The organism is Enterococcus sp. NBRC 3427 (assembly GCF_007996925.1).
Classification (GTDB): Bacteria; Bacillota; Bacilli; order Lactobacillales; family Enterococcaceae; genus Enterococcus_B; species Enterococcus_B lactis.
Window position 1 is genome coordinate 1 of the sequence record NZ_BJLL01000046.1, and the last position, 21,991, is coordinate 21,991.

Genomic DNA, 21,991 nt, shown 5'->3' on the forward strand with positions numbered 1-21,991 from the left:
ACTCTCTTAGAAATCAGTTAGCTGACTTTTCGCCAGCTAATTCTGCAGCCTTTTCTCTTTCTTCATTCAATAATTTATTATCATAGAATTTAATAAATGGGAACCAAATAATGAATGCGATGATTGCACAAAAGACAGCTAGCACAGCTGCTTTCCAATCACCCCCACTGCCGACAAATGCGCCAATTCCAACTGGTGAAGGCCACGGCATCTGTGCAAGCATCGGTTTAACGATTTCCAGCCGAATGGCAAAATAAGCGAGTGTAGCAGAAGCCATCGGTGCTAAGAAAAACGGAACCGCTAAATAGGGATTGTAGACGATTGGCATCCCGAAAATAATTGGTTCGTTGATATTGAATAGTCCTGGTACAAGAGAGGCTTTTCCTAACACTTTCAGCTGATCAGATTTCGCGAGGAATGCAATAAAGATGATCAATCCTAAGGTCGCACCTGATCCACCAACGGTTACATAAGAATTGTTGAATTCTCCTGCCAACGGATAATTTGCGCCTTGTGCGTTAGCTGCCATATTAGCTAATACGATTGGGGTCAAGAAAGAAGTGATGATATTCGCTCCATGGATCCCTACGATCCACAATGCATGGATCAAGAAATAAATTACCATGACACCAAGCCACGTATTCGTCAGCTGCGTAACAAACCCAAATGGGATAGCAATCATTTTGAAAATATCCGTTCCTAGTGCAACTAATAATCCATTGATGATCATCACCACAAACGCAATGACAAATGTCGGGATCAGAGCAGTGAAAGAACGAGAAACTCCTGGCGGAACAACATCTGGCATTTTTATGACCCAATTTCTCTTGACACACATACAATACAATTCGACCGCAATAATCGACATAATAATAGCTGTAAAGATTCCTGAAGTTCCTAAACGTTCGACAAAAGCGCCCATCCGTATCCCATTTACTACAGTCTCTGTCTCATTGATAGAAGCAATCAAGCTGATTTTACCATCGGTCATGATCAATTCAGGGATACACATAAAGAATGCAAAAACAGATAGTAATGCCCCCGTGAGCGGATTAACGTTCAACTTTTGTTCATCTCGTTCAATTGACGTTAATTCATAAGCAAACACAATGGCAAAGTAAATAGATAAAATCCCCATCGTCATTGTATTGACGATCATGTACAAGTCACTAACTTTGAAAAAAGTTGCATTAAAAAATCCTTCTAAAAATGGGAACGGTAATGGCAAAATATTCAAAACCAAAAACATCGAACCTACGATCGTGAAAGGAATAGAAGCCATCCCCGCTGCCATGACAGCCCGAACGATTTTAAGTTGCGCAATTTTCCCCATAGGTCCCATCAGGTATTTCTGCAAAAAATCAAACATTAATTATTCTCCTTTCCTAAATACAACGCTTTTTCATATTGTTTTATACGGATATACTGCTGATCTTGATTGAGCGAAATTTTCTTTAAACGATACTGGATAAGTACACTGACAAAAATACCGCTTACAATAAGAATGAAAACAAATAGCTGTCCTCTATTGTTATTTGCCATAAAAGGATACAAGAGTGTAAATCCTGAGGTGAACAACACTGGAATCAATAGTATATTGCAGACACCCTGAAATAAAAAATACCGCTTTGTCCATGGAACATTCGTTTGGTGCTTTCGATAAAGCTTTACTTGTTCTCCTACTGCAGGCAAAATAGCTAAAAGTAGAACCATTGGTAAACTGCTTCCTAAACTTTTAGCTGATAGAAGCAGAATCATCCATTGCATGTTCATGAAAAAGAAAAAGGCAGTCAGATAGCGTACGAACAGATAACGATTGAAATACATGTTTTTCAAACTAAGTTGCTTTTTTTCTAATTCGATTTTCCTTTTTACTGTATCCTGCACAATAGATCTTCCTTTCTATTTATTTTTTTGATACAAATAATTCATTTCCTGTGCAACTTCCAATAATGTCATCGTCGTCATCAGATGATCTTGTGCATGGACCATGATAATTTCCATTTCTATTTTTGTCCCACTAGCATATTCTTTCAGAAGTTGAGTTTGTGATTGATGCGCATGAAGAATCTCTTCATTTGCTTGTCGCAACTTCTCTTCTACTTCTTCAAACATCTCCTTACGCATCGAGCGAAATGCTTCATGTATCAGTGTTCGTGCATTTCCGCTATGAAAAATGATATCAAAAGACGTCACTTGTAGCGTTTCACTGTTTATTTTTTCAGCCATCTGTTTTCCTCCTTATTCGATCAGTTTGATAAATTTACTGCTGAAATTCTCAAAAATAGGTTCAGCTAAGATTTCCTGTTGCACGTTTAGCTGGTCAACTAACCTAACGATTGCTTTGGTCACGACCGTAATTCCTTCATTTTCGATATAAGAAGGCGAAACTAGAAAAACAAAATGGATTCCTTGATACTGATTCCATTGCATCCCTGAAGGAATCAATGCAACGGCTATCTTTGTTTCGATTCCAACTGGAACAGCGGGATGTGGGACTGCCACTGTATCACTGAATATGATTTGTCCCATACTTTCACGTTGCTGGATCTGCTTTCGCATTTCTCTTATATATCCTTCTTCTTCATTTATGCTCAGCTTTTGCAACAAATCATGAAGAACTTCTTCTTTTTTCGGTTCGTACGTATAAGTCTTGAAAAACTTTTCAGACAGCTGTTCGGTGTAAATCTGCTTTTTTTGCTGTAGAGAAAATGCTGGTATCGGTCGATCTGAGGAATGATAGGGTATGGATTCACCAATTACCTTTCGTATTTTATGAACATCATCTTCATTCAAAAAAATACTGACATGTAAAACTGGAATTTTAAAAAACATTGTCGAAAGATCAATAGAAGAAATAATCAGGTCGATGCCTTTTAAAGTTGTTTCATTGATCTCATAATAGCCTTTTACATTTACCACTGTAATATTTTTTCCAAATTCGCTGATCACACGATTCTTTAATAATTGAGCACTGCCATAGCCTGTTGCGCAGATGATCAACGCATGCAATTTATGCGTAGCTCTTTCTTTTTCCAATGCCGCCATGAGATGCAAAGCCAAATAGGCCCATTCATCTTCATTGATGGTATAGTTTTTCAAAGCCGGCATGTTGCTGAAATGCGTTTTTACTGCTTCAAAAACTTTGGGATTTTCTTTCTTTATCTCTTCAGTTAATGGGTTCTCAATGCGAATGCCTCGGCTCAATCGAATCATCATTGGTGACAAATGATCAAGCAGTCCATTGAAAAGCTGGAGATCCTCTATTAATGAAAAACAAAATTCCTGAGACAATCGTTTCAAAACTATCGCTACTTCCTTTGATAGTTCCTGATCATTTTTATTTTCTCTATGATTTGACTTAGCCATAAGGTGTAAAGTCAAATAAGCTATTTCTTCTTGGGGAAACGATACATCTGCGATTACCTCAATACGTTGAACAATGCGTTGCGCCACTTGATACTCTACTCGATCAGAAACTTCTTGTTCGATACCTAGTTCCTTGATTTCAAACCCTTCTCGTAGACGTTTGATTCCCAAAGCCAAATGTAAGGACAAATTCTGTATGATAAAATCAGAAACTTTTAACTTAGCTTCTCTTGTTTCATCGAGAATGATGATCACTAGCTCTTCAAAACTGATGTCTGTGAAAAAGCGACTTTGTCCTAAATATTCTTTCAATGAATTCCCATAATGGTTCCCGAAAAAAGTATCCATGATAAAATGCCGTCGATTTCTTTCTTCCCCTTCGATCCATATCCCTTGACCATGCTTAGAAACAATTTTTAGTGAATAAGGAATCAACCGCTCTTTGATTTCTTGCATGTCCTTTGTCAAACTAGAACGACTGATATAAAGCTCTTCTGCCAAATCATCCATAAAAAGAATGGCATCTTCCAAAAGCAGTTGGTTCAATATATACTTTTGTCGGTCTTCCGACTCACAAAATCCTTGAGGCTCTCTAGCATATCCGGGTATTATTTCTTGCCGACTCAAAAACAGATCAAATGTCAATCTCTGCAAAATGTGCAGTTGATAGCCATAACCTGGTTTAGCAATGATCTTACCTCCGTTTTTTTCTACTAACTCTTTGATCCGCTGCAAGTAATTACGGATCGTCCGATCAGATAATAACAATTCAGAAGCTAAACGTTGACTGGTGACATACTCCTTCCTGTGATCAATCAAATATCTCAACAGCAATTTTTCCTTCTGTTTCATTATCATCCACTCCTATTTCATCATATGTTCTCTTCGATCACCTCTGCTAACTTCTGGATGCCTGTAGGGATTGGGACATACGCTTGGAAAGGGATACTAACAACAGGCTTTCCAACAGATTCTCCTAATTTTTTGAATTTATCCAAAAACATCGTCGTTTGCGGGCTGATCAGAAATAAATCAAAATCACTATTCTTAATCATATTATCGCCTTCTGTAGCTGAAACTGCATCTACGAGTACCTCTTCTCCTTTTTGCTTAAAGAAATCCGTTGTCTTTGAGGCCATCATCGATGATGACATTCCTGCTGCACAAATAATCAATGCTTTTTTCATAAATCAATCACTCCTTTTATTTTTATAAACCAAGCATAACTTGTAAGCGTTTTCTATTCAAAATATATATTTCCGTAGCATTACGGAAAAAATGTGTATCATCACTTGAATAATGAACGTAGAACATTTCACTGATTTTCCGTAAAAAAAGATACACATGGAATGATAGCAATTTATCATCCATGTGTATCTTCACTTTTTCCTTATTTTTTATTCGATCTCATCTAATGATTCAAACCGTGTTTTTTTCTTATTTTGCGGATAAGTATCTCAGTCACCCCAATATACATGATTCCTAAACATACCCCAAGGATATTCTCAAAAATGCGGATCGTTACTGCTCCTGGAACACCAAATAAGCTTGTAGCGATTGTCAAAGCACCAAAGCAATTAAAAATTGTTTTATATCTATAGGTAGAACAAATACCTAAAGCTAGTCCACCCAATATACCGACCCACGCAAACGGAATAAATTGGCTGATACCAATAAATAAAGCACATCCGATCAATGAGCTGATAATTCTGTCTACTGCTCGTTCTTTGAAACCAATCGACATCAATCCATAGCTAGATACAATAGAAGAAAATGCAAACCCTGCCCACATCAATCGTTGAAAAGGGACATATTCTCCTGCGACAATCAAAAGACTGATACCAAACGCATAGCTGAGCATCCAAATTTTTTGTTGCGAATAAATATCTTTCAAAAAATTCTTTCTGAATAAGCTTTTGCCTCTATTCTTTTCTCGATGTTTTCTATAAAGGATAACTGAAAACCAACAAAAAAATAAAAACAATAAGCTACCTGTTTGTGTAAAGAAATCCTTGTTCAACAAATCTTTAGGTAACGAATAAACAATAAAAAGATAAGAAAAACCGTACAAAGAAGCATTCCCCATTTTGGGATCACTAGCAGTTGCCAGTAATATGCTACTTAGTAAAATAAAATGAATCAACACGCCCATAGCTGACCATTTAATCAGTTGGACATAAGGCGCTATTAATAGTGAGAGCATAACGATTGCTAAACTAATGATCGAATGAGAAATCTTATAACCAAAATCAACAAAACGAATACTCATCAACATACAGAATAAAACCACAGCGTATGGTTTATGCGTCGATTCAAACAATGTTGTAATGAAAATAATAAAACAAATGGCAAATAATACGATAAATAATGATCGTAAAAACAATGAACAAATATACATGCGCTTTTCTTTTCTAGAAGTTGCTTCCCGTATTTTTTGTTTTAAAATAAACGGATCTAGTTGCAGAGACTGATAAAAACTCACCTGTTGTCGTCCTTTCTTTTACTTTTATTTCTATATTTTTTACAGTCAACTATGACAGGTTGTAAATACTATGGAACATCATATGGCGTTGTTATTTTCTTGTCAACTATTTTCCCTATTCATATTTTTTTACAAAAAAACAGCTGACAGAGATTCTGCCAACTGCTTTTATCAGGTTATTTAATTAGCAACGATATTGACTAACTTATTTGGTACCGCAATAACTTTTCTGACTGTTTTGCCTTCGATATATTCTTGCACTGTTTCATTAGCTAATGCTACTTTTTCTAGCTCATCTTTTCCTAAGTCTCGGGGAACATTGCTTTTCGCACGAACTTTACCGTTTACTTGGAAAACAACTTCTACTTCGTCTTCCACAAGTGCTGCTTCGTCATATGTTGGCCATGGTGCGTAAGAAATACCACCTTCATTTCCAAGGATTGACCATAGTTCTTCACCCATGTGAGGAGCAATCGGTGCGAGTAGTTGAACAAATCCTTCGATATATTCATAAGGCAGAGCGTCCACTTTATAGGCTTCATTGATAAAGACCATCAATTGGGAGATTGCTGTATTGAAATGAAGATTCTCATAGTCTTCTGTCACTTTTTTCACTGTTTGATGGTACACTTTATCAAGTTTGCCGTCGTTCAATGTAGTGATACGGTCACGCATTTTATTGTTTTCATCAACGATCAAACGCCATACACGATCTAAGAATTTACGGCTTCCTTCTAAGCCATTTTCGCTCCAAGCAATCGAAGCGTCTAATGGTCCCATGAACATTTCGTACATGCGCAGTGTATCTGCACCGTAAGTTTCAACCACATCATCAGGATTGACTACATTACCGCGAGATTTTGACATTTTTTCGTTGTTTTCGCCTAAGATCATTCCTTGATTGTATAGTTTTTGGAATGGTTCTTTTGTAGGAACAACACCGATATCGTATAAGAATTTATGCCAGAATCGTGCATATAGTAAATGAAGTACCGCATGTTCTGCTCCACCAATGTAGATGTCAACTGGCAGCCAACGCTTCAACTTTTCATAATCTGCTAGTTCTTTTTTGTTATGAGGGTCGATATAACGCAGGTAATACCATGAGCTTCCTGCCCATTGTGGCATTGTATTCGTTTCGCGACGGCCTTTTTTACCTGTTACAGGATCAACGACATTGACCCACTCCTCAATATTTGCTAATGGAGATTCTCCAGTACCACTTGGCTTGATATTTTTTGTCTTAGGCAAACGTAATGGTAGCTCTTCTTCTGGGACAGCTGTGACTGTTCCGTCTTCCCAGTGGATGATTGGGATTGGTTCGCCCCAGTAACGTTGACGGGAGAATAGCCAGTCGCGTAAGCGATAGCTGACTTCTTTTTTCCCTACGCCATTTTCTTCTAGCCATTCATTCATTTTATCGATTGCTTCTTGTTTGTTCATACCGTCTAGAAATTCAGAGTTGATGTGTGTACCATCTTCTGTGTAAGCAGCTTTTTGAACATCTCCACCTTCGATAACTGGAAGAATCTCTAGTCCGAAAGTTTGAGCGAATTCAAAGTCACGTTCATCATGTGCTGGAACAGCCATGATTGCTCCTGTGCCGTATGAAGCTAATACATAATCAGCGATCCAGATTGGGATTTCTTTGCCATTGACTGGATTGATTGCGTAAGCACCAGTAAATACTCCTGTTTTTTCTTTTGCAAGATCTGTTCTCTTCAGATCTGATTTTTTCGCTGTCTCTTCGATATAAGCTTCTACAGCAGCTTTTTGTTCAGGAGTCGTAATTTCTCTAACAAGATCTAGTTCAGGTGCAAGAACCGAATAAGTTGCACCGAATAGAGTATCTGGTCGTGTCGTAAACACGGTATAGGATTTATCCGTACCAGCCACTTTAAATTCAATATTTGCTCCCACTGAACGACCGATCCAATTTCTTTGCATTTCCTTGATGCTTTCTGGCCAGTCAACTAGTTCTAGATCATCCAATAAGCGATCGGCATAAGCAGTGATTTTCAGCATCCATTGGCGCATTGGTTTTCTGACTACGTCATAGCCACCACGTTCACTTTTTCCATCGATCACTTCTTCATTTGAAATAACTGTTCCTAATTCAGGTACCCAGTTTACCGCTACTTCTGCTTCATAAGCCAAGCCTTTTTCATAAAGCTTCGTAAAGATCCATTGTGTCCATTTGTAATACTCTGGATCAGTTGTATTCACTTCGCGATTCCAGTCATAACTAAATCCTAAAGAATTGATTTGGCGTCGGAATGTTTCGATATTTTTTTGGGTAAATTCAGCCGGATCGTTTCCTGTATCTAACGCATATTGCTCAGCAGGTAGACCGAATGCATCCCACCCCATTGGATGCAGTACGTTGTATCCTTGACTTCTTTTCACACGGGAAAGGATATCCGTTGCCGTATAACCTTCAGGATGCCCTACATGGAGCCCTTGTCCGGATGGATAGGGAAACATATCTAGTGCATAAAATTTTGGTTTTTCAGGATCATCATGGGTGTTGAAGGTATTCGTTTTTGCCCAGTATTTTTGCCATTTTTTCTCAATTTCTTTATGATTGTAACTCATTTTCTGTCCTCCTGTTCTATTAAAAACGCTTGTTTCTATTATAGCGAAAAAAACCGGCAGAATCTGTTTCTTTTTGTTTTCTTTTACTTTGTTTTCTCAAACTTCACAAAAGAAAAAAAAATCCTATAAAAAGATTGCTCTTTTTATAGGACGTAATCTACGCGGTACCACCTATTTTTACCTTAATGAAAAGGCCTCGAACGTTGTAACGGCCGTCACCGCCACTTGCTTACTCGAATATTCAGCAAGGGCAACTCAAAGGCGAGTTCAAAAGCATCCGTACACATTCTCACCAACCATGTGCTCTCTGAAACTTCAGTCTTTTTACTACTTCCTTTTCAAGTGTTGTCATATTTAAGTAGCCTTATAGTAACAAATATTTTTGTGGAATTCAATCGTTATTTCTTTGAACAGCTATTTTATTTAGCTACAATCAATGTTTGACCTGGATAAATAAAGTTGTTTTTGATATTGTTCCATTCGATTAGTTGAGCCATTGTAATTCCATGGCTGTCAGCAACGCCCCAAACAGATTCTCCAGATTTCACAGTATAGGTTTTCGAACCAGCAGGTGATTGTTGGTTTGTTGTTTGAGACGAACCTTTCTTCACGATCACTTGTTGTCCAGGATAGATGAAATTATTTTTGATATTATTCCATTCGATCAACTGATCCATCGTGATATGATGTTTGTTCGCTACGCTCCAAACTGACTCGCCTGCTTTCACGGTATACATCGTATTACCAGAGGATGATGTACTTGTTGTAGCAGACGTATTCGGTGTATTTGGTTTCGCTGCCGAAGTAGTTGAACCTGTATTGGTATTTGTTGAATTGCCGCCTTTAACGATCAATTGCTGTCCTGGGTAAATGAAGTTGTTTTTGATATTATTCCATTCGATCAGCTGATTCATCGTGATGCCGTTTTTATTTGCTACGCTCCAAACAGATTCACCCGCCTTGACTGTATAAGTGCCTTGAGACGAACTGCTGCCAGTATTAGCTGAACTGCTATTTGTATTGGCTGACGAACCTGTATTACTTGATGCGCTGTTTGTTGACCCACTGTTTGAAACAGTCAGTTGTTGTCCTGGATAAATAAAGTTATTTTGGATGTTATTCCATTGGATCAGTTGAGCCATCGTAATTCCGTATTTGTTGGAGACACTCCAAACAGAGTCTCCGGCTTTCACTGTGTATTTCGTTCCTGAAGCCGTATTAGAAGAACTTGAGTTAGACGAATTTGAACCACTTGTGTTCCCAGTACTTGAGCCAGTATTTGCTCCAGTATTAGAAGAACCGCCATTTGATACGATCAGCTGTTGTCCTGGATAAACAAAATTATTCTTGATATTGTTCCATTCAATCAATTGAGCCATCGTAATTCCGTGATCATTTGAGATCTTCCAAACAGAATCGCCAGATTGAACAGTGTATTTCGCCCCAGTTGTTTGTCCTCCGTTTGATGTACCAGCATTTCCTGAAGAATTGGTATTGTTACCAGAATTATTCGTCGAAGAGCCATTTTCTTGGCTACCCTTGATCGTTAGTTTTTGTCCTGGATAAATGAAATTGTTTTGGATATTGTTCCATTGAATCAATTGGTCCATTGTAATACCGAATTTATTGGAGATTCCCCAAACAGAATCGCCAGATTGAACAGTATAAGTGGTCGAAGTTGCTGAACCTGAGTTTGTATTACCAGAATTACTTGAACCGCTAGTACTACCTGTACTTCCAGTATTATTCCCACCTGTAGTGGCTCCACCGCCCGCGTTTCCGCTAGCTGGTGTATCATATTGGGTCAATCCGTAAGTCGTGATGATATTATTTAATTTGCTTGCATAACCAGGGTCAGTTGCATAACGACCTGTCAAACAAGCTGTCGCATCTGTATAGGATCTCGTGTTGCTCTTCCAAGTACCGGCATAGTAATAGCCGTTGCCAAATGAAGTATTTCTAAGTACATAGGCATTGTCATTGAACGATTCAGCAAAAGAAGGATATTGTCGGAAAGGCTCCTTTTTATTTACCCATTGATTATTTAAAAATTCAAGCGTATCCATGTAGACGGTTTGTCCTTGATAGCTGCCTTTTATCCCAAAAAGATTATAATAAGGTGCTTGCGATAACGCACTACTGCCCCAACCGCTTTCTACAACTGCTTGTGCGATCATCACTGATGCATACAAATCATTAGCTTGAGCAATTGGTTGCGCATAAGTAGCAATTTCTGTGATAAATGCCGCTGTGTTGATTCTTGCGCCGAACTGAACAGGTGTTTCATCCGCTTGAACAGGAACCGGCTGTACTAATGGAGCAGCGACAGAACAGCCTACCATCGCAGTTCCCACGATTGCTGCCCCTCGTTTTGCTTTTCGAAAACGTTTGGTCTGTTCTAAACGTCTCCGTTCTTTTCTTGCAATGTTTTCCATCTTCTATCCTCCAACTTCAATTTATCTATTATTAATAATTATAACTTCTCTTAATATTTATTAAAAGTTATTTAAGAGCTTTGTTGTTTTTTGTAATCATATTGTAATTTACCGTAATGAACAACTTCTGTTCATTTTCAAGTTCTTCCTACGTCTATGTTCTTATTTACAAGGATTTCGAAAAACACTGATTTTATTTTCCTAACATTTCATTTGTATTACCAAAAAATGTCTTTCCGGTTACAGTTATTTTTTTTATAAGAATATTGGTTACTCAAAGAGGGATCATACATTTGTTTTATCTCTTTACCGTTTTTTTCGCTGGACCAAAAATGCTATAATAAGTCATTGCTTCAAAGGAGGAATTGTATGAAATATAAAACATCATTTCAGGTGACTGGCAGCTTCTTTCTTGTCCTGTTTTTTATTTTGGGCTGGATCGTAAAGTTCCATCTGTCGTGGCTTTCTGGTTTCGATCAGTGGTTTACAGACATTGTCAGAGCTTCTTATCCTGATCTGAACAGCTACCAACTCTTTATGACTAAATTCGGTAATCCTCTTACCGTCATCATTTTATTTGCTTGTGCGGCTTTATGGATGTGGTATAAGAAAAAAAGGGCAGAAACGTTTTGGTTCGTTTCTGGATTTATTGTAATTGCTGGAATCATCAACCCGTTGATCAAACTATTTTTCATGCGAGAGCGCCCTTCACTGACACACTTAGTGGTTGAAACAAGTTATAGTTTCCCTAGTGGACATGCAGCAGGCAGTATGATTCTTTACGGCTCTTTCCTATTTCTGCTGCCAGCTTTTGTTCAAAAAAGAACCTTACGTACATTGCTTCAATTGCTGATGGTGTTTATTATAGTAAGTGTCGGGATAAGCCGCATTTATCTGGGTGTTCATTTTCCTACTGATATCATCGGCGGCTACTTACTCAGTCTTTCTTGGCTGTGCCTGACTTATCCAGTGTATAGAGAAAAAAGAAAACAAATAGATAACTCTTACAGAAAGAAGGACTTTTAATGACTTTTCCTTATTCAGAAGGAAATAAAAGATATCATTCTTGGAATTACGCTTTACGAAATGAGTTTGGCGGGAAAATTTTCAAGGTGCCGATCGATGGAGGGTTCGACTGCCCGAATCGAGATGGGACTGTTGCCCATGGCGGATGTACTTTTTGCAGTGTATCTGGTTCGGGTGACATGATCGTTGCACCTGAAGACCCACTGCCAATCCAATTCCAGAAAGAAATCGACATGATGCATCAAAAATGGCCTCATGTCCAACAATACATCGTTTATTTCCAAAATTTTACAAACACCCATGCGCCAGTTGAAATAATCAAAGAACGATTTGAGCAAGTAGTCAATTTACCAGGTGTCGTAGGATTATCAGTCGGTACACGACCGGATTGTCTGCCAGATGAAGTAGTTGATTACCTTGCTGAACTGAATGAGCGGATGTATTTATGGGTAGAACTTGGATTGCAAACAACTTTTGAAGAAACTTCAAAACTGATCAACCGAGCACATGATTATCAAACTTATTTAGATGGCGTGGCTAAATTGCGCAAACATAATATCCGTGTTTGTACGCATTTGATCAACGGATTACCAGGCGAAAGTTTAGAAATGATGAAAGAAAATGTCAGACGCACTATTTTAGATTCCGATATCCAAGGAATCAAGCTCCATTTGATGCATCTGATGCGCAAAACGAGAATGTTGCGAGACTATCATGAAGGTCGACTTCAATTAATGAGCCGTCCTGACTATGTCAATGTCATTTGCGACCAGCTGGAAATGATACCAAAAGAGATCATCATCCATCGTTTGACAGGGGATGCGCCGTGGGATTCCTTGATTGGACCAATGTGGAGCTTGAAAAAATGGGAAGTCTTGAATGCAATTGATGAAGAACTTCTTCGCAGAGATAGCTTCCAAGGAAAATATGATGTACGGAAAAAGGTGAGTGTCTGATGTTGCAAACTGCTTTGCATTTCAGCCACACATTACTGCAAGAAATCTTGCAACCAGGAGATCACGTCGTAGATGCAACGATGGGCAATGGCCACGATACGGTTTTTCTAGCAGAACACATCGGAAAAACTGGTCATGTCTATAGTTTCGATATCCAGCAACAAGCAATCGATGCTACTCGTGAAAAGCTAGAACAGCATCAGTTAGAAGAACGTGTCTCATTGTTTCTACAAGGCCACGAAACGTTAGGAGAAGTGATAGCTGAACAACAAGATCTCAAAGCAGGGATCTTCAATCTAGGGTATCTCCCAAAAAGTGATAAAGCAATCATCACTATGCCAGAGACTACACGCACAGCTATGGAAGAAATATTGAAACGACTTGTGCCTCGCGGACGATTGATCCTTGTCGTCTACTATGGTCATGAAGGCGGAGAAAAAGAACTGGATATGGTTGATTCTTTTTGTTCCAAACTGCCACAGGAAACATATAATGTGCTGAATTATCGGTTTATCAACCAAAAGAACCAGCCGCCTATTTTATATTGTATTGAGAAAAAAAGATAAATAAAAAACGCAAAACATAAATGATATGTTTTGCGTTTTTTTCTCTAATACTCAGGTTAGAGCGTTGATTTCACAACCTCTTTATTCACGGTGCTCAAAAGCTTGCATCTGCGGTAATAAGTCCAACCAAATCAAAAACATGAGAAGCTGTTTTTGATTGGCTGTTCTTATTACTTGATGCAGGACAGCTTTTGCACAACCTCTTTATTCAAATACAAATTGATTATGATAAAGTTCCGCATAAAATCCATTTTCTGCTAATAACTCGTGATGACTGCCTTCTTCAATGACTTCCCCATCACGCAAGACAACGATTCTATCTGCATTCAAGATCGTTTTCAGCCGGTGAGCAATCACAAAGCTGGTTCTTCCTTTGATTGCTTCATCCATTGCTTTTTGGATCCTTGCTTCTGTTACCGTGTCTACATTACTTGTTGCTTCATCCAAAATCAATAAAGATGGATTTGTGATGATCGTTCGAGCAATACTGATCAACTGCTTTTGACCTGTACTGAACAAATTGTTTTCTTCGGATATCTCTGTATCATACCCTTTTTCTAACGTCATGATGAAGTCGTGAATGTTCGCTTGTTTTGCTGCATTGATGACTTCTTCATCTGAAGCATCTGGTTTACCGAATGTGATATTGTCTTTGATGGTGCCAGAGAACAATACGGATTCTTGCAAAACGATTCCTACATGTCTACGTAATGCATCTAGATCATACTCTCGGATATCTATTCCATCAATTACTACTGACCCATCATTGACATCGTAAAAACGATTCAGCAGATTCATGATCGTCGTTTTCCCAGATCCGGTTGGTCCAACAAGAGCAACCATTTCTCCTTTGTCCACATTGATTGAGACATCTTTCAAGACTAGTTTTTCTGGAGAATAACCAAAATCTACGTGTTGCAAGGCAAGTCCTTGTTCCACTCCATCAAATGCTTTACCGTTTTCTGGTTTGACTTCATCTTTTTCATCAAACATTTCATTTAATCGTCTTGCCCCTGTGATTGCTAATTGAATCATGCTGTACCCAGAAGAAATCTGCATCAATGGTTGGTAGTATTGTTGTGAATATTGGACAAATGTCACAACTAAGCCTAACGCCACCGAACGTTCCAAATCGCCATTCAATGCTAACCAACCGCCGAAAAAGATAACGATTGCTGTATTGACTAGTGACATTCCTTGCATCATCGGAAATAGTAGGCCAGAATAAGCTTGTCCTTTGAACGTTGCTTCGCGAACACTTTGATTATGTTCTAAGAATCCTTCAATCGTCTCTTCTTGTAAGCCATTTGTGATGATAACACGTTGTCCGCTGATTTTTTCATCCATATAGCCATTCAGTTTTCCCACTTCATCTTGCTGAAGATCCACGTATTTTCGCGCTTTTCGGATAATCAAGACAGCTATCAAAATAGCGACTGGAGTAGAAGCAATCGTAGCCCAAGCTAATTCTACATTTTGACGAAACATCATAATCAAGATTCCGACAAGTAAAACAGCATTCGTGATGACTTGAAGCAATGCTTGGTTCAAACTATTTTGAATATTATCTAAGTCACTGGTAAAACGACTTAAAATCTCACCATCCTGATGAGAATCAAAGAAGCGAATCGTCAATTTTTCCAATTTGTTGAATAAACCGATACGCATCCGGTTCGTTGACTTTCCTACTACTTGAGTGAATAAAATACTATAAATAAAGTTGGCTGCACTAGCTAATACATAAAACAACAAGAGTTTCCATATCACAGAAACAAATTTGCTTTTATCGTCTACGCCTTGCATCAAGCCACCTACGTAATTTGCTAATTCTTGGAAAGCTTCCCCGATATACTGAGGTGCTTTTACTTGTAGATAGGTAGCAATAATTACTGTGATAAAGATAAAGAAAAAGGAGAGTTTGTACCGCTTCAAATAGTGATAGAAAAATTTACTTGCTTTTATTAAATCAGTCATACTTACTCCTCCGTTCCTTTTTGAGTTTCAAAGATTTCCTGATAGACACGGTTTCCAGCTACCAATTCCTCATGGGTTCCTTCACCGACTAATCTACCTTCATCCAATACTAAGATGCGGTCTGCTTTGACAACAGAAGCAATTTTTTGTGCGATGACGATCGTCGTTGTTCCCTTCAAATCTCGATCAAGTGCTTCTCGGACCAGTTTTTCAGAGCGAGCATCCAATGCACTCGTACTATCATCTAAAATCAAGATCTTTGGATTACCGATAACACCACGAGTAATAGATAGTCGCTGCTTTTGTCCACCAGAAAAATTGCTGCTTCGTTCTTCTACTGGTGCTTCGTAACGATCAGATAACTTTTCGATGAATTCTTTTGCTTGAGCAATAGAAGAAGCATGTTCCATCTCTTTTTCTGTTGCATTCTTTTTTCCTTGGCGCAAGTTTTGAGCAATCGTTCCTGAGAATAAAATTGCTTTTTGCAAAACAAAGGACACCGTTTGTCTTAAACTCTTTTCATTTACTTGGCGAAGATCTACACCACCTACTTCTACTTTTCCTTCTGTTGGATCAAACAGACGAGGAATCAGCTGTGCTAGTGTGGATTTCCCGGCGCCAGTCGCCCCGACGATCCCGACCATTTCTCCAGGTTTGATAGAAAAGCTGATATCTTTAAGCGTATCTGTATCCTCACCAGGATAACGAAAAGAAACATGGTCAAAAGTGACAGAACCCGTCAACTCTTGTTCTGGAACGTCTAAATAAGTAAGATCTGGTTCAGCATCTAAAATTTCCGCAATCCGCTTCAGCGATACGGCTGCTCTTGAAGTCATCATCATCATCATTCCACCGATAATGATCGCCATCATGATCTGCATCAAGTAATTCATGAATGAAGCAATTCCACCAATTAACGTAGGATCATCTTTAACAAGATCGCTCACAAAAAAGATCGCCCCAACCACAGCCAAATTGGCAGCCAGCATGAAGGACGGGATCATCACAGAAAATAATGTACCGACTATGATGTTGTGTTTTGTTAAGTCCTCACTTACTTTGCTGAATGTCTTCAATTGGTTTTCTTCCTGTACAAAAGATTTCACCACACGAATCCCTAGTAAGTTTTCTTTTGCAATGCTATTTACACGATCAATCAGTTTTTGAATGATCATGAAGTGCTTACCCATCCGTGTAAATGAAAGTGCCGTGATAAGAAATACCGTAACGATAAGCGCTACGATGATCCACCACAATTGTGGCATCGTGATCATAGCTAAAATGAAGGCACCAATAAATAAGAATGGAATTCGAAAAAGTGATTGCAAAGAAATCATCACTAAATTTTGGATTTGCGTGATATCATTTGTTAGACGAACAACAAGATTCCCAGCAGAGAACTGTTCGATATTCCCAAATGAAAATGTCTGGATCTTTCGAAATGCTTCTTCTCGGATATCTGCACTTACGCCCTGAGCTACTTTTGCAGAGAAAATCGTGTTCGTTACACCTGCGGCTAATCCTAGCAAAGCCAGACTGATCAGGTAAATACCGATTGTTTTCATTTCATCATTATCTTCTGTAATAATAGCTTCCAATACTTGCTGTAGTAACTTAGGTTGCCATAATGCTGCTGCAACCATGACTGCTACGGACAGCAAGGAAATAAAAACAGCTACTTTATATTTTTTCGCATGTCGTAAGATTAATTTCATTCGTAGATTACACCCCTTTGTTTAAATTGACAGGACTAATTTAACACTGTAAAATTAGACCGACTAACAATTTACCATGTTTAAAAAGATAATGCAATACACGAGGTTGATAAAATGGAAATAAAGCTTTCTCAAGCAATCATCATTCAGGCCGCCTTTGATATCCTGGCTGAAACACAAGCTCTTTCGCAGCTTTCCATGCGAAACATCGCAAACAGAATTCATGTTCAAGCACCTGCTTTATATTGGTATTTCAAAAATAAACAACAGCTCTTGCAGAAAATGGCTGAAACAATGGAAGAAGAACTAGCGCTTCCAGATCCAACTTTGCCCTGGAATGAACAATTGCTGCAATATATGGAAAATTACTATGACCTTTACACACGTTTTCCTTGTGGGGCAGAATTAGAAATCAATACTGTGCCCGCTTTTCCGAGTCGATTAGAACATTTGGAACAAATGATCCAATTACTTGTTCGTGAAGGATTTTCAGTCACCCAAAGTCATCAGGCCATTGCCTCTCTCCACAATTTATTGATTGGACAGCTAATGGATCAGCAGCATGAACAACAGCTTCGGCAAAAGATTATGGATGGAAATGAATTTTTGAAAGAAACAGTTCTATTTATGCGTAATTATGTAGTTGAAAATCAATTAGAGGGATTTAAAGAAAGTATGCAGTCCCATGCAGAATTGAATGAAAAAGCACTCTTTCTAACGAGTGCACAAACCTATATTGAAGGTTTATGCCAACAAAATAAAAGAAGAGAAAACGATCGATAAAAAAAGCTCCTATAAAGGTCACCAACAAAGTGATCTCTATAGGAGCTATCTTTTTAAGTCTCTTTTTTACTTTTCTTCCATCAGCCACACCAATGCACGTTGGATCCATTGATCCCAGAAGACCCAGTTATGATCGCCAGGTCCTTGTTCAAAGGTGACCGCTAAGCCTTGTTCCTGCATAGCAGATACCATTTCCTGATTTGCTTGATAAAGAAAATCAGATTCCCCACAAGCCATATAAAACCTTGGGACTGGTTTTCCGCTTTTTACTAATTCTTTCAACAAATATTGCGGATCATTCTTTGAACCTTCGATTTGATCCAATGGTCCAAAGATCCCTTCCCAAAAGGCTGCTTTACGTACCATCAAAAGGTCATCCATTCGGTTCCCTACAGAAACAGCGCCTGAAAGAGAGATTACTGCTGCGAAATTTTCTGATTTTGCAAGGCCTAGTTTTAATGCGCCATATCCGCCCATCGATAATCCAGCGGCATATGTTTTTTCCCTTTTTCTTGTTAATTGCGGGAATAGTTCATGACAAATCTCAGGTAGCTCTTCTGCAATGAACGTCCAATATTTCATATCATAAACCGTATCTGTATACCAGCCAAGATCAGTAGATGGCATGATGACAGCTAATCCGTAGTCTGCTACATAACGTTCAATCGACGTACGTCTTTCCCATACACTATGATTGCCACCCATCCCATGAAGTAAATATAAAACAGGTATGTCCGTTGTCGCTTGCTCTGAACTGGTGCCAATCACCTTTTTAGTTGTTTGTGGGAGTATCACATTTAGATTGACTTCCATTTCTAATACATTCGAATAAATATTTGCTTGAATAAATGCCATATTTTCGCCTTCCTTAGTAAGAAGTTATTTTTGAATAACTTTAAATTTGAATGATTCGGCAAAGTACATGTCTCGACCGAAACTACTGTTTTATTTTACCACTTTTTTCATGAACGAAAAGCGTTAAGACCAAAGCAATGATCACGAGTAACAAGCCAACTAGATAAACGGAATGTAACCCATCATAAAGAATTTTTCTTAATGGTAACAGAATATCCGCATCGATATATTTAGCCATATTTAGCCGTTTGTGGATTCACCAGTTTGTTCATTATATCTGCATCATTTGTTAAATTTGCTGCTGCAAGTTCTCGTTTAGTTACCCCATTTATCAATAAACCAAAAATAGAAACCATAACTGTTTGACCAATTGTTCGAACTAACGTATTAAAAGAAGTTGCTACACCAAGCTGATCACGAGATACACTATTTTGTGCACTGACAGTCGAGGTAGTCATGGTCACACCTAAGCCTATACCGATGATTGTTGATATAGCAAAAAACCATAAATAGTTACTTCTGAAAGGCATAAGATACAACCAAGCGCCCCCAATAGCTGCGATCAGTAATCCAATTCTCAAGACCCAATGAGTTTTCATTTGAGTCATCCACTTGCTTGCAAGGAAAGAACCGACCATCCAGACTAGTGATAATGGTGCTAATACCAACCCACCAATTGCTGCATTCAGTCCTAATACACCTTGCATCCACATAGGAATATAAACATCGATTCCCATCAAAAAACCACTAGCCAATGCTGCAGCCAAGTTGACCACAACAAATAGTGGATTTTTGAATAAATGCATCATGATGACAGGATCTTTAGCTCTTTTTTCGGCAAAAATAAAAATACCTAACAGTACGATACTACCTAGCAGCAAAGCAGAAACAAGCGGACTCATTCCTTCGTCTCCTAATAATTGGAACCCTAACAGCAATGAGACAAGCATGGCCATCAAACTAAAACTACCAAAAATATCCATTGGTTTAGACTCATGTATGATTTTTGGTTCATTTAAATATAGCCAAATCAAAATAATTAATAGAATTCCGATCGGCACATTGATAAAAAAGATCCAGTGCCAGCTGATCGTTTCAACGATGAATCCTCCCGCAAGCGGTCCAAAAACACTGGCAATTCCCCAAGCTGAACTATTCAAGCCTAAAACTTTTGCTCGCTTCTCAATAGAATAAAGATCGCCAATGATCGTCAAAGCTACTGGCATCATTGCTCCAGCGCCCATCCCTTGAATCGCACGAGCAGCAATCAACCCGATCATGCTTTGAGATAAACCGCAAAATAACGAACCGATAATAAACAATAATGTCCCAAAAATAAAAATTGGTTTCCGTCCCACTTTATCCGCAAGTTTTCCGTAAATCGGAGTAAGCATAGCGTTTGTCAGCAAATAAATCGAAAATACCCAGTTCATGATTTCCATTCCATGTAATGAGCCGACAATCGTTGGCATAGCGGTTGTTACAATTGTTCCTTCAATAGCCGTCATGAACGTTGCAATGAAAACACTCACTGTGACTAAAGCAACATTTGTTTCTTTTTTCATCTTATTCCTCCTTTTTCATCATGACAGGGTCTAAAAATAGATAAATACTCACTATCTTTTTCAAGAGGTGCACTGCCATAAAAAAAGCTGGAACAACCACCATTCGGCGATCGTTCCAGCTGAATATAGCTTATTTTGCTAAACTTGCTTTCAATGCATCTACTTTGTCCGTATGTTCCCAAGGCAAATCCACATCTGTACGACCAAAATGACCGTAAGCAGCTGTTTGTTTGTAAATCGGACGACGCAAATCAAGCATCTCGATGATTCCTGCTGGCCGAAGATCGAAGTTTTCTCTCACTGCAGCAATCAGTTCTTCTTCCGGAACCGTTCCAGTACCGAAAGTATTGATGGAGATCGAAACAGGTTGAGCAACACCAATCGCATAAGCTAGCTGTACTTCTGCTTTGCGAGCAAGCCCTGCTGCAACGATGTTTTTAGCAATATAACGTGCAGCATAGCTGGCAGAACGGTCAACTTTTGTCGCATCTTTACCAGAAAAAGCACCGCCACCATGACGAGCATAACCGCCATACGTATCAACAATGATTTTTCTTCCTGTTAATCCGGCATCCCCTTGAGGACCACCAATGACAAATCGGCCAGTCGGATTGATATAATATTTTGTTTGATCATCTAATAATTCAGCTGGAATAACTTCCTTCACTACTTTTTCGATGACATCATGACGAATTGTTTCATTATCTACTGCATCATCATGCTGTGTTGAAATAACGATTGTATCTACGCGTTCAGGTTGTCCTTGATCATCATATTCAACTGTGACTTGAGATTTTGCATCTGGACGTAAATACGTTAATTCATTTGATTTACGCAAATCTGCCAAGCGGCGTACCAGACGATGACTCAAAGCGATTGGTAAAGGCATTAGTTCCGGTGTTTCATCTACAGCAAAACCAAACATTAACCCTTGGTCGCCAGCACCAATTTCATCTAATACGTCTTTTTTATCTTCATCCCGGATCTCAAGTGCTTCGTCAACTCCTTGAGCAATATCAGGAGATTGTTCATCAATCGCAACCAATACAGCTGCTGTATCTCCATCAAATCCGAATTTTGCACGTGTATAACCAATTTCTTTTATTGTTTCCCGTACGACTTTTTGAATATCTACATATGCCGTCGTAGATATTTCTCCAAATACTAAAACAAGCCCAGTTGTTACAGATGTTTCACACGCTACTCGTGCTGTTGGGTCTTGTTCTAAAATTGCATCCAAGATTGCATCACTGATTTGGTCAGCGATTTTATCTGGATGTCCTTCAGAAACAGATTCTGATGTAAATAAGTGTCTTTCTACCATTATAATGATTCCCCCTAGTTAAATTCGGTTACAAGGCATCTCCGTCCTGCGGATCCTTTCGGGAACTTGCAACGAACCAAGTATAGCAGATAAAACAGTTTTCTGCTCGTATTTTTTCATTTTTTTGCTTAAAAAATATAAATATTTTACATTAGATTTATCCAAAAAAGCTTAGCACAATCATCTATAAAGATAACTCTGCTAAGCCTTTTAAAATCATTCTTTCAGATAAAAAGAAAAAGATACTCATCAAGTATCTTCCATGACCCGTACGGGATTCGAACCCGTGTTACCGCCGTGAAAGGGCGGTGTCTTAACCGCTTGACCAACGGGCCAATAAAATAAA

16 protein-coding genes, 1 tRNA gene, 1 pseudogene, 1 riboswitch and 1 other annotated feature are annotated in these 21,991 nt (G+C 38.6%); of the genes and pseudogenes, 4 read left to right on the forward strand and 14 right to left on the reverse strand.

The window, feature by feature from the left end:
• Positions 1-13 precede the first annotated feature (13 nt).
• From celB to ESP02_RS09900, 8 genes are all read right to left on the reverse strand, one after another.
• Positions 14-1,369: a PTS cellobiose transporter subunit IIC gene (gene celB / locus ESP02_RS09865; RefSeq protein ID WP_002374166.1), complete on the reverse strand. Its 1,356-nt coding sequence runs from the start codon at positions 1,367-1,369 to the stop codon at positions 14-16.
• Positions 1,369-1,887, reverse strand: a complete 519-nt coding sequence (locus ESP02_RS09870; protein WP_002374164.1) for a hypothetical protein — start codon at positions 1,885-1,887, stop codon at positions 1,369-1,371. The genes celB and ESP02_RS09870 overlap by 1 nt, the downstream gene beginning before the upstream one ends.
• A gap of 15 nt (positions 1,888-1,902) precedes the next feature.
• A complete protein-coding gene (locus ESP02_RS09875; RefSeq protein WP_002285954.1) occupies positions 1,903-2,229 on the reverse strand; it encodes a PTS cellobiose transporter subunit IIA in 327 nt (108 codons plus the stop codon).
• Positions 2,230-2,241: 12 nt separating this feature from the next.
• Complete coding sequence (locus ESP02_RS09880; protein ID WP_025478471.1) at positions 2,242-4,221, reverse strand: transcription antiterminator; 1,980 nt, start codon at positions 4,219-4,221, stop codon at positions 2,242-2,244.
• Between the two features lie 20 nt (positions 4,222-4,241).
• A complete protein-coding gene (locus ESP02_RS09885; RefSeq protein ID WP_002297720.1) occupies positions 4,242-4,556 on the reverse strand; it encodes a PTS cellobiose transporter subunit IIB in 315 nt (104 codons plus the stop codon).
• 224 nt (positions 4,557-4,780) lie between these two features.
• Positions 4,781-5,851 carry an FUSC family protein gene (locus ESP02_RS09890; protein WP_038399127.1) on the reverse strand — a complete coding sequence of 357 codons (1,071 nt, stop codon included), beginning with the start codon at positions 5,849-5,851 and terminating at the stop codon, positions 4,781-4,783.
• A gap of 180 nt (positions 5,852-6,031) precedes the next feature.
• Positions 6,032-8,446, reverse strand: coding sequence for a leucine--tRNA ligase (leuS, locus tag ESP02_RS09895; protein ID WP_002374155.1), 2,415 nt, complete (start codon positions 8,444-8,446; stop codon positions 6,032-6,034).
• Positions 8,447-8,589: 143 nt separating this feature from the next.
• Positions 8,590-8,796 (reverse strand) — a binding site (T-box leader).
• Between the two features lie 69 nt (positions 8,797-8,865).
• Positions 8,866-10,881 carry a LysM peptidoglycan-binding domain-containing protein gene (locus ESP02_RS09900; protein WP_038399129.1) on the reverse strand — a complete coding sequence of 672 codons (2,016 nt, stop codon included), beginning with the start codon at positions 10,879-10,881 and terminating at the stop codon, positions 8,866-8,868.
• Positions 10,882-11,250: 369 nt separating this feature from the next.
• On the opposite strand from ESP02_RS09900, the gene ESP02_RS09905 reads away from it, so the two are divergent.
• From ESP02_RS09905 to ESP02_RS09915, 3 genes are read left to right on the forward strand one after another with little or no spacing between them, the layout of a single operon-like run.
• Positions 11,251-11,907, forward strand: a complete 657-nt coding sequence (locus ESP02_RS09905) for a phosphatase PAP2 family protein (RefSeq protein WP_002374150.1) — start codon at positions 11,251-11,253, stop codon at positions 11,905-11,907.
• Positions 11,907-12,863: a TIGR01212 family radical SAM protein gene (locus tag ESP02_RS09910; RefSeq protein WP_002285909.1), complete on the forward strand. Its 957-nt coding sequence runs from the start codon at positions 11,907-11,909 to the stop codon at positions 12,861-12,863. Before ESP02_RS09905 ends, ESP02_RS09910 begins: the two co-directional genes overlap by 1 nt.
• The gene (locus ESP02_RS09915) at positions 12,863-13,429 is read left to right on the forward strand and encodes a class I SAM-dependent methyltransferase (protein WP_002320153.1); all 567 of its coding nucleotides are present in this window, start codon (positions 12,863-12,865) and stop codon (positions 13,427-13,429) included. Before ESP02_RS09910 ends, ESP02_RS09915 begins: the two co-directional genes overlap by 1 nt.
• Before the next feature lie 204 nt (positions 13,430-13,633).
• Here ESP02_RS09915 and ESP02_RS09920 read toward each other — a convergent pair whose 3' ends face one another.
• Positions 13,634-15,403: an ABC transporter ATP-binding protein gene (locus ESP02_RS09920; RefSeq protein ID WP_002374145.1), complete on the reverse strand. Its 1,770-nt coding sequence runs from the start codon at positions 15,401-15,403 to the stop codon at positions 13,634-13,636.
• A 2-nt stretch (positions 15,404-15,405) separates the two neighbouring features.
• The gene (locus ESP02_RS09925; RefSeq protein ID WP_002374141.1) at positions 15,406-17,118 is read right to left on the reverse strand and encodes an ABC transporter ATP-binding protein; all 1,713 of its coding nucleotides are present in this window, start codon (positions 17,116-17,118) and stop codon (positions 15,406-15,408) included.
• 114 nt (positions 17,119-17,232) lie between these two features.
• Between ESP02_RS09925 and ESP02_RS09930 the strand changes: the two genes are divergently transcribed.
• Positions 17,233-17,901 carry a TetR family transcriptional regulator gene (locus ESP02_RS09930; protein ID WP_002374139.1) on the forward strand — a complete coding sequence of 223 codons (669 nt, stop codon included), beginning with the start codon at positions 17,233-17,235 and terminating at the stop codon, positions 17,899-17,901.
• Positions 17,902-17,967: 66 nt separating this feature from the next.
• On the opposite strand, the gene ESP02_RS09935 is transcribed toward ESP02_RS09930, so the two are convergent.
• The 4 genes and pseudogenes from ESP02_RS09935 to ESP02_RS09955 all read right to left on the reverse strand — a co-directional run bounded on the left by ESP02_RS09935 (position 17,968) and on the right by ESP02_RS09955 (position 21,980).
• Positions 17,968-18,756, reverse strand: a complete 789-nt coding sequence (locus ESP02_RS09935; RefSeq protein ID WP_002374137.1) for an alpha/beta hydrolase family protein — start codon at positions 18,754-18,756, stop codon at positions 17,968-17,970.
• Positions 18,757-18,838: 82 nt separating this feature from the next.
• Positions 18,839-20,321: pseudogene (locus ESP02_RS09940) on the reverse strand (MDR family MFS transporter).
• A gap of 130 nt (positions 20,322-20,451) precedes the next feature.
• The gene (metK, locus tag ESP02_RS09950; RefSeq protein WP_002292731.1) at positions 20,452-21,645 is read right to left on the reverse strand and encodes a methionine adenosyltransferase; all 1,194 of its coding nucleotides are present in this window, start codon (positions 21,643-21,645) and stop codon (positions 20,452-20,454) included.
• A riboswitch (SMK box riboswitch) is annotated at positions 21,643-21,722 on the reverse strand. Its footprint overlaps the gene before it by 3 nt.
• Positions 21,723-21,908: 186 nt before the next feature.
• Positions 21,909-21,980, reverse strand: a tRNA-Glu gene (locus ESP02_RS09955).
• Positions 21,981-21,991: the final 11 nt, after the last annotated feature.

Coding starts and splice junctions, on each gene's coding strand:
- ESP02_RS09920 (WP_002374145.1), bottom strand. CDS start 15,403: ATGACTGATTTAATAAAAGCAAGTAAATTTTTCTATCACTATTTGAAG.
- ESP02_RS09880 (WP_025478471.1), bottom strand. CDS start 4,221: ATGAAACAGAAGGAAAAATTGCTGTTGAGATATTTGATTGATCACAGG.
- ESP02_RS09875 (WP_002285954.1), bottom strand. CDS start 2,229: ATGGCTGAAAAAATAAACAGTGAAACGCTACAAGTGACGTCTTTTGAT.
- ESP02_RS09905 (WP_002374150.1), top strand. CDS start 11,251: ATGAAATATAAAACATCATTTCAGGTGACTGGCAGCTTCTTTCTTGTC.
- ESP02_RS09925 (WP_002374141.1), bottom strand. CDS start 17,118: ATGAAATTAATCTTACGACATGCGAAAAAATATAAAGTAGCTGTTTTT.
- ESP02_RS09930 (WP_002374139.1), top strand. CDS start 17,233: ATGGAAATAAAGCTTTCTCAAGCAATCATCATTCAGGCCGCCTTTGAT.
- ESP02_RS09900 (WP_038399129.1), bottom strand. CDS start 10,881: ATGGAAAACATTGCAAGAAAAGAACGGAGACGTTTAGAACAGACCAAA.
- ESP02_RS09910 (WP_002285909.1), top strand. CDS start 11,907: ATGACTTTTCCTTATTCAGAAGGAAATAAAAGATATCATTCTTGGAAT.
- metK (WP_002292731.1), bottom strand. CDS start 21,645: ATGGTAGAAAGACACTTATTTACATCAGAATCTGTTTCTGAAGGACAT.
- leuS (WP_002374155.1), bottom strand. CDS start 8,446: ATGAGTTACAATCATAAAGAAATTGAGAAAAAATGGCAAAAATACTGG.
- ESP02_RS09935 (WP_002374137.1), bottom strand. CDS start 18,756: ATGGCATTTATTCAAGCAAATATTTATTCGAATGTATTAGAAATGGAA.
- celB (WP_002374166.1), bottom strand. CDS start 1,369: ATGTTTGATTTTTTGCAGAAATACCTGATGGGACCTATGGGGAAAATT.
- ESP02_RS09915 (WP_002320153.1), top strand. CDS start 12,863: ATGTTGCAAACTGCTTTGCATTTCAGCCACACATTACTGCAAGAAATC.
- ESP02_RS09885 (WP_002297720.1), bottom strand. CDS start 4,556: ATGAAAAAAGCATTGATTATTTGTGCAGCAGGAATGTCATCATCGATG.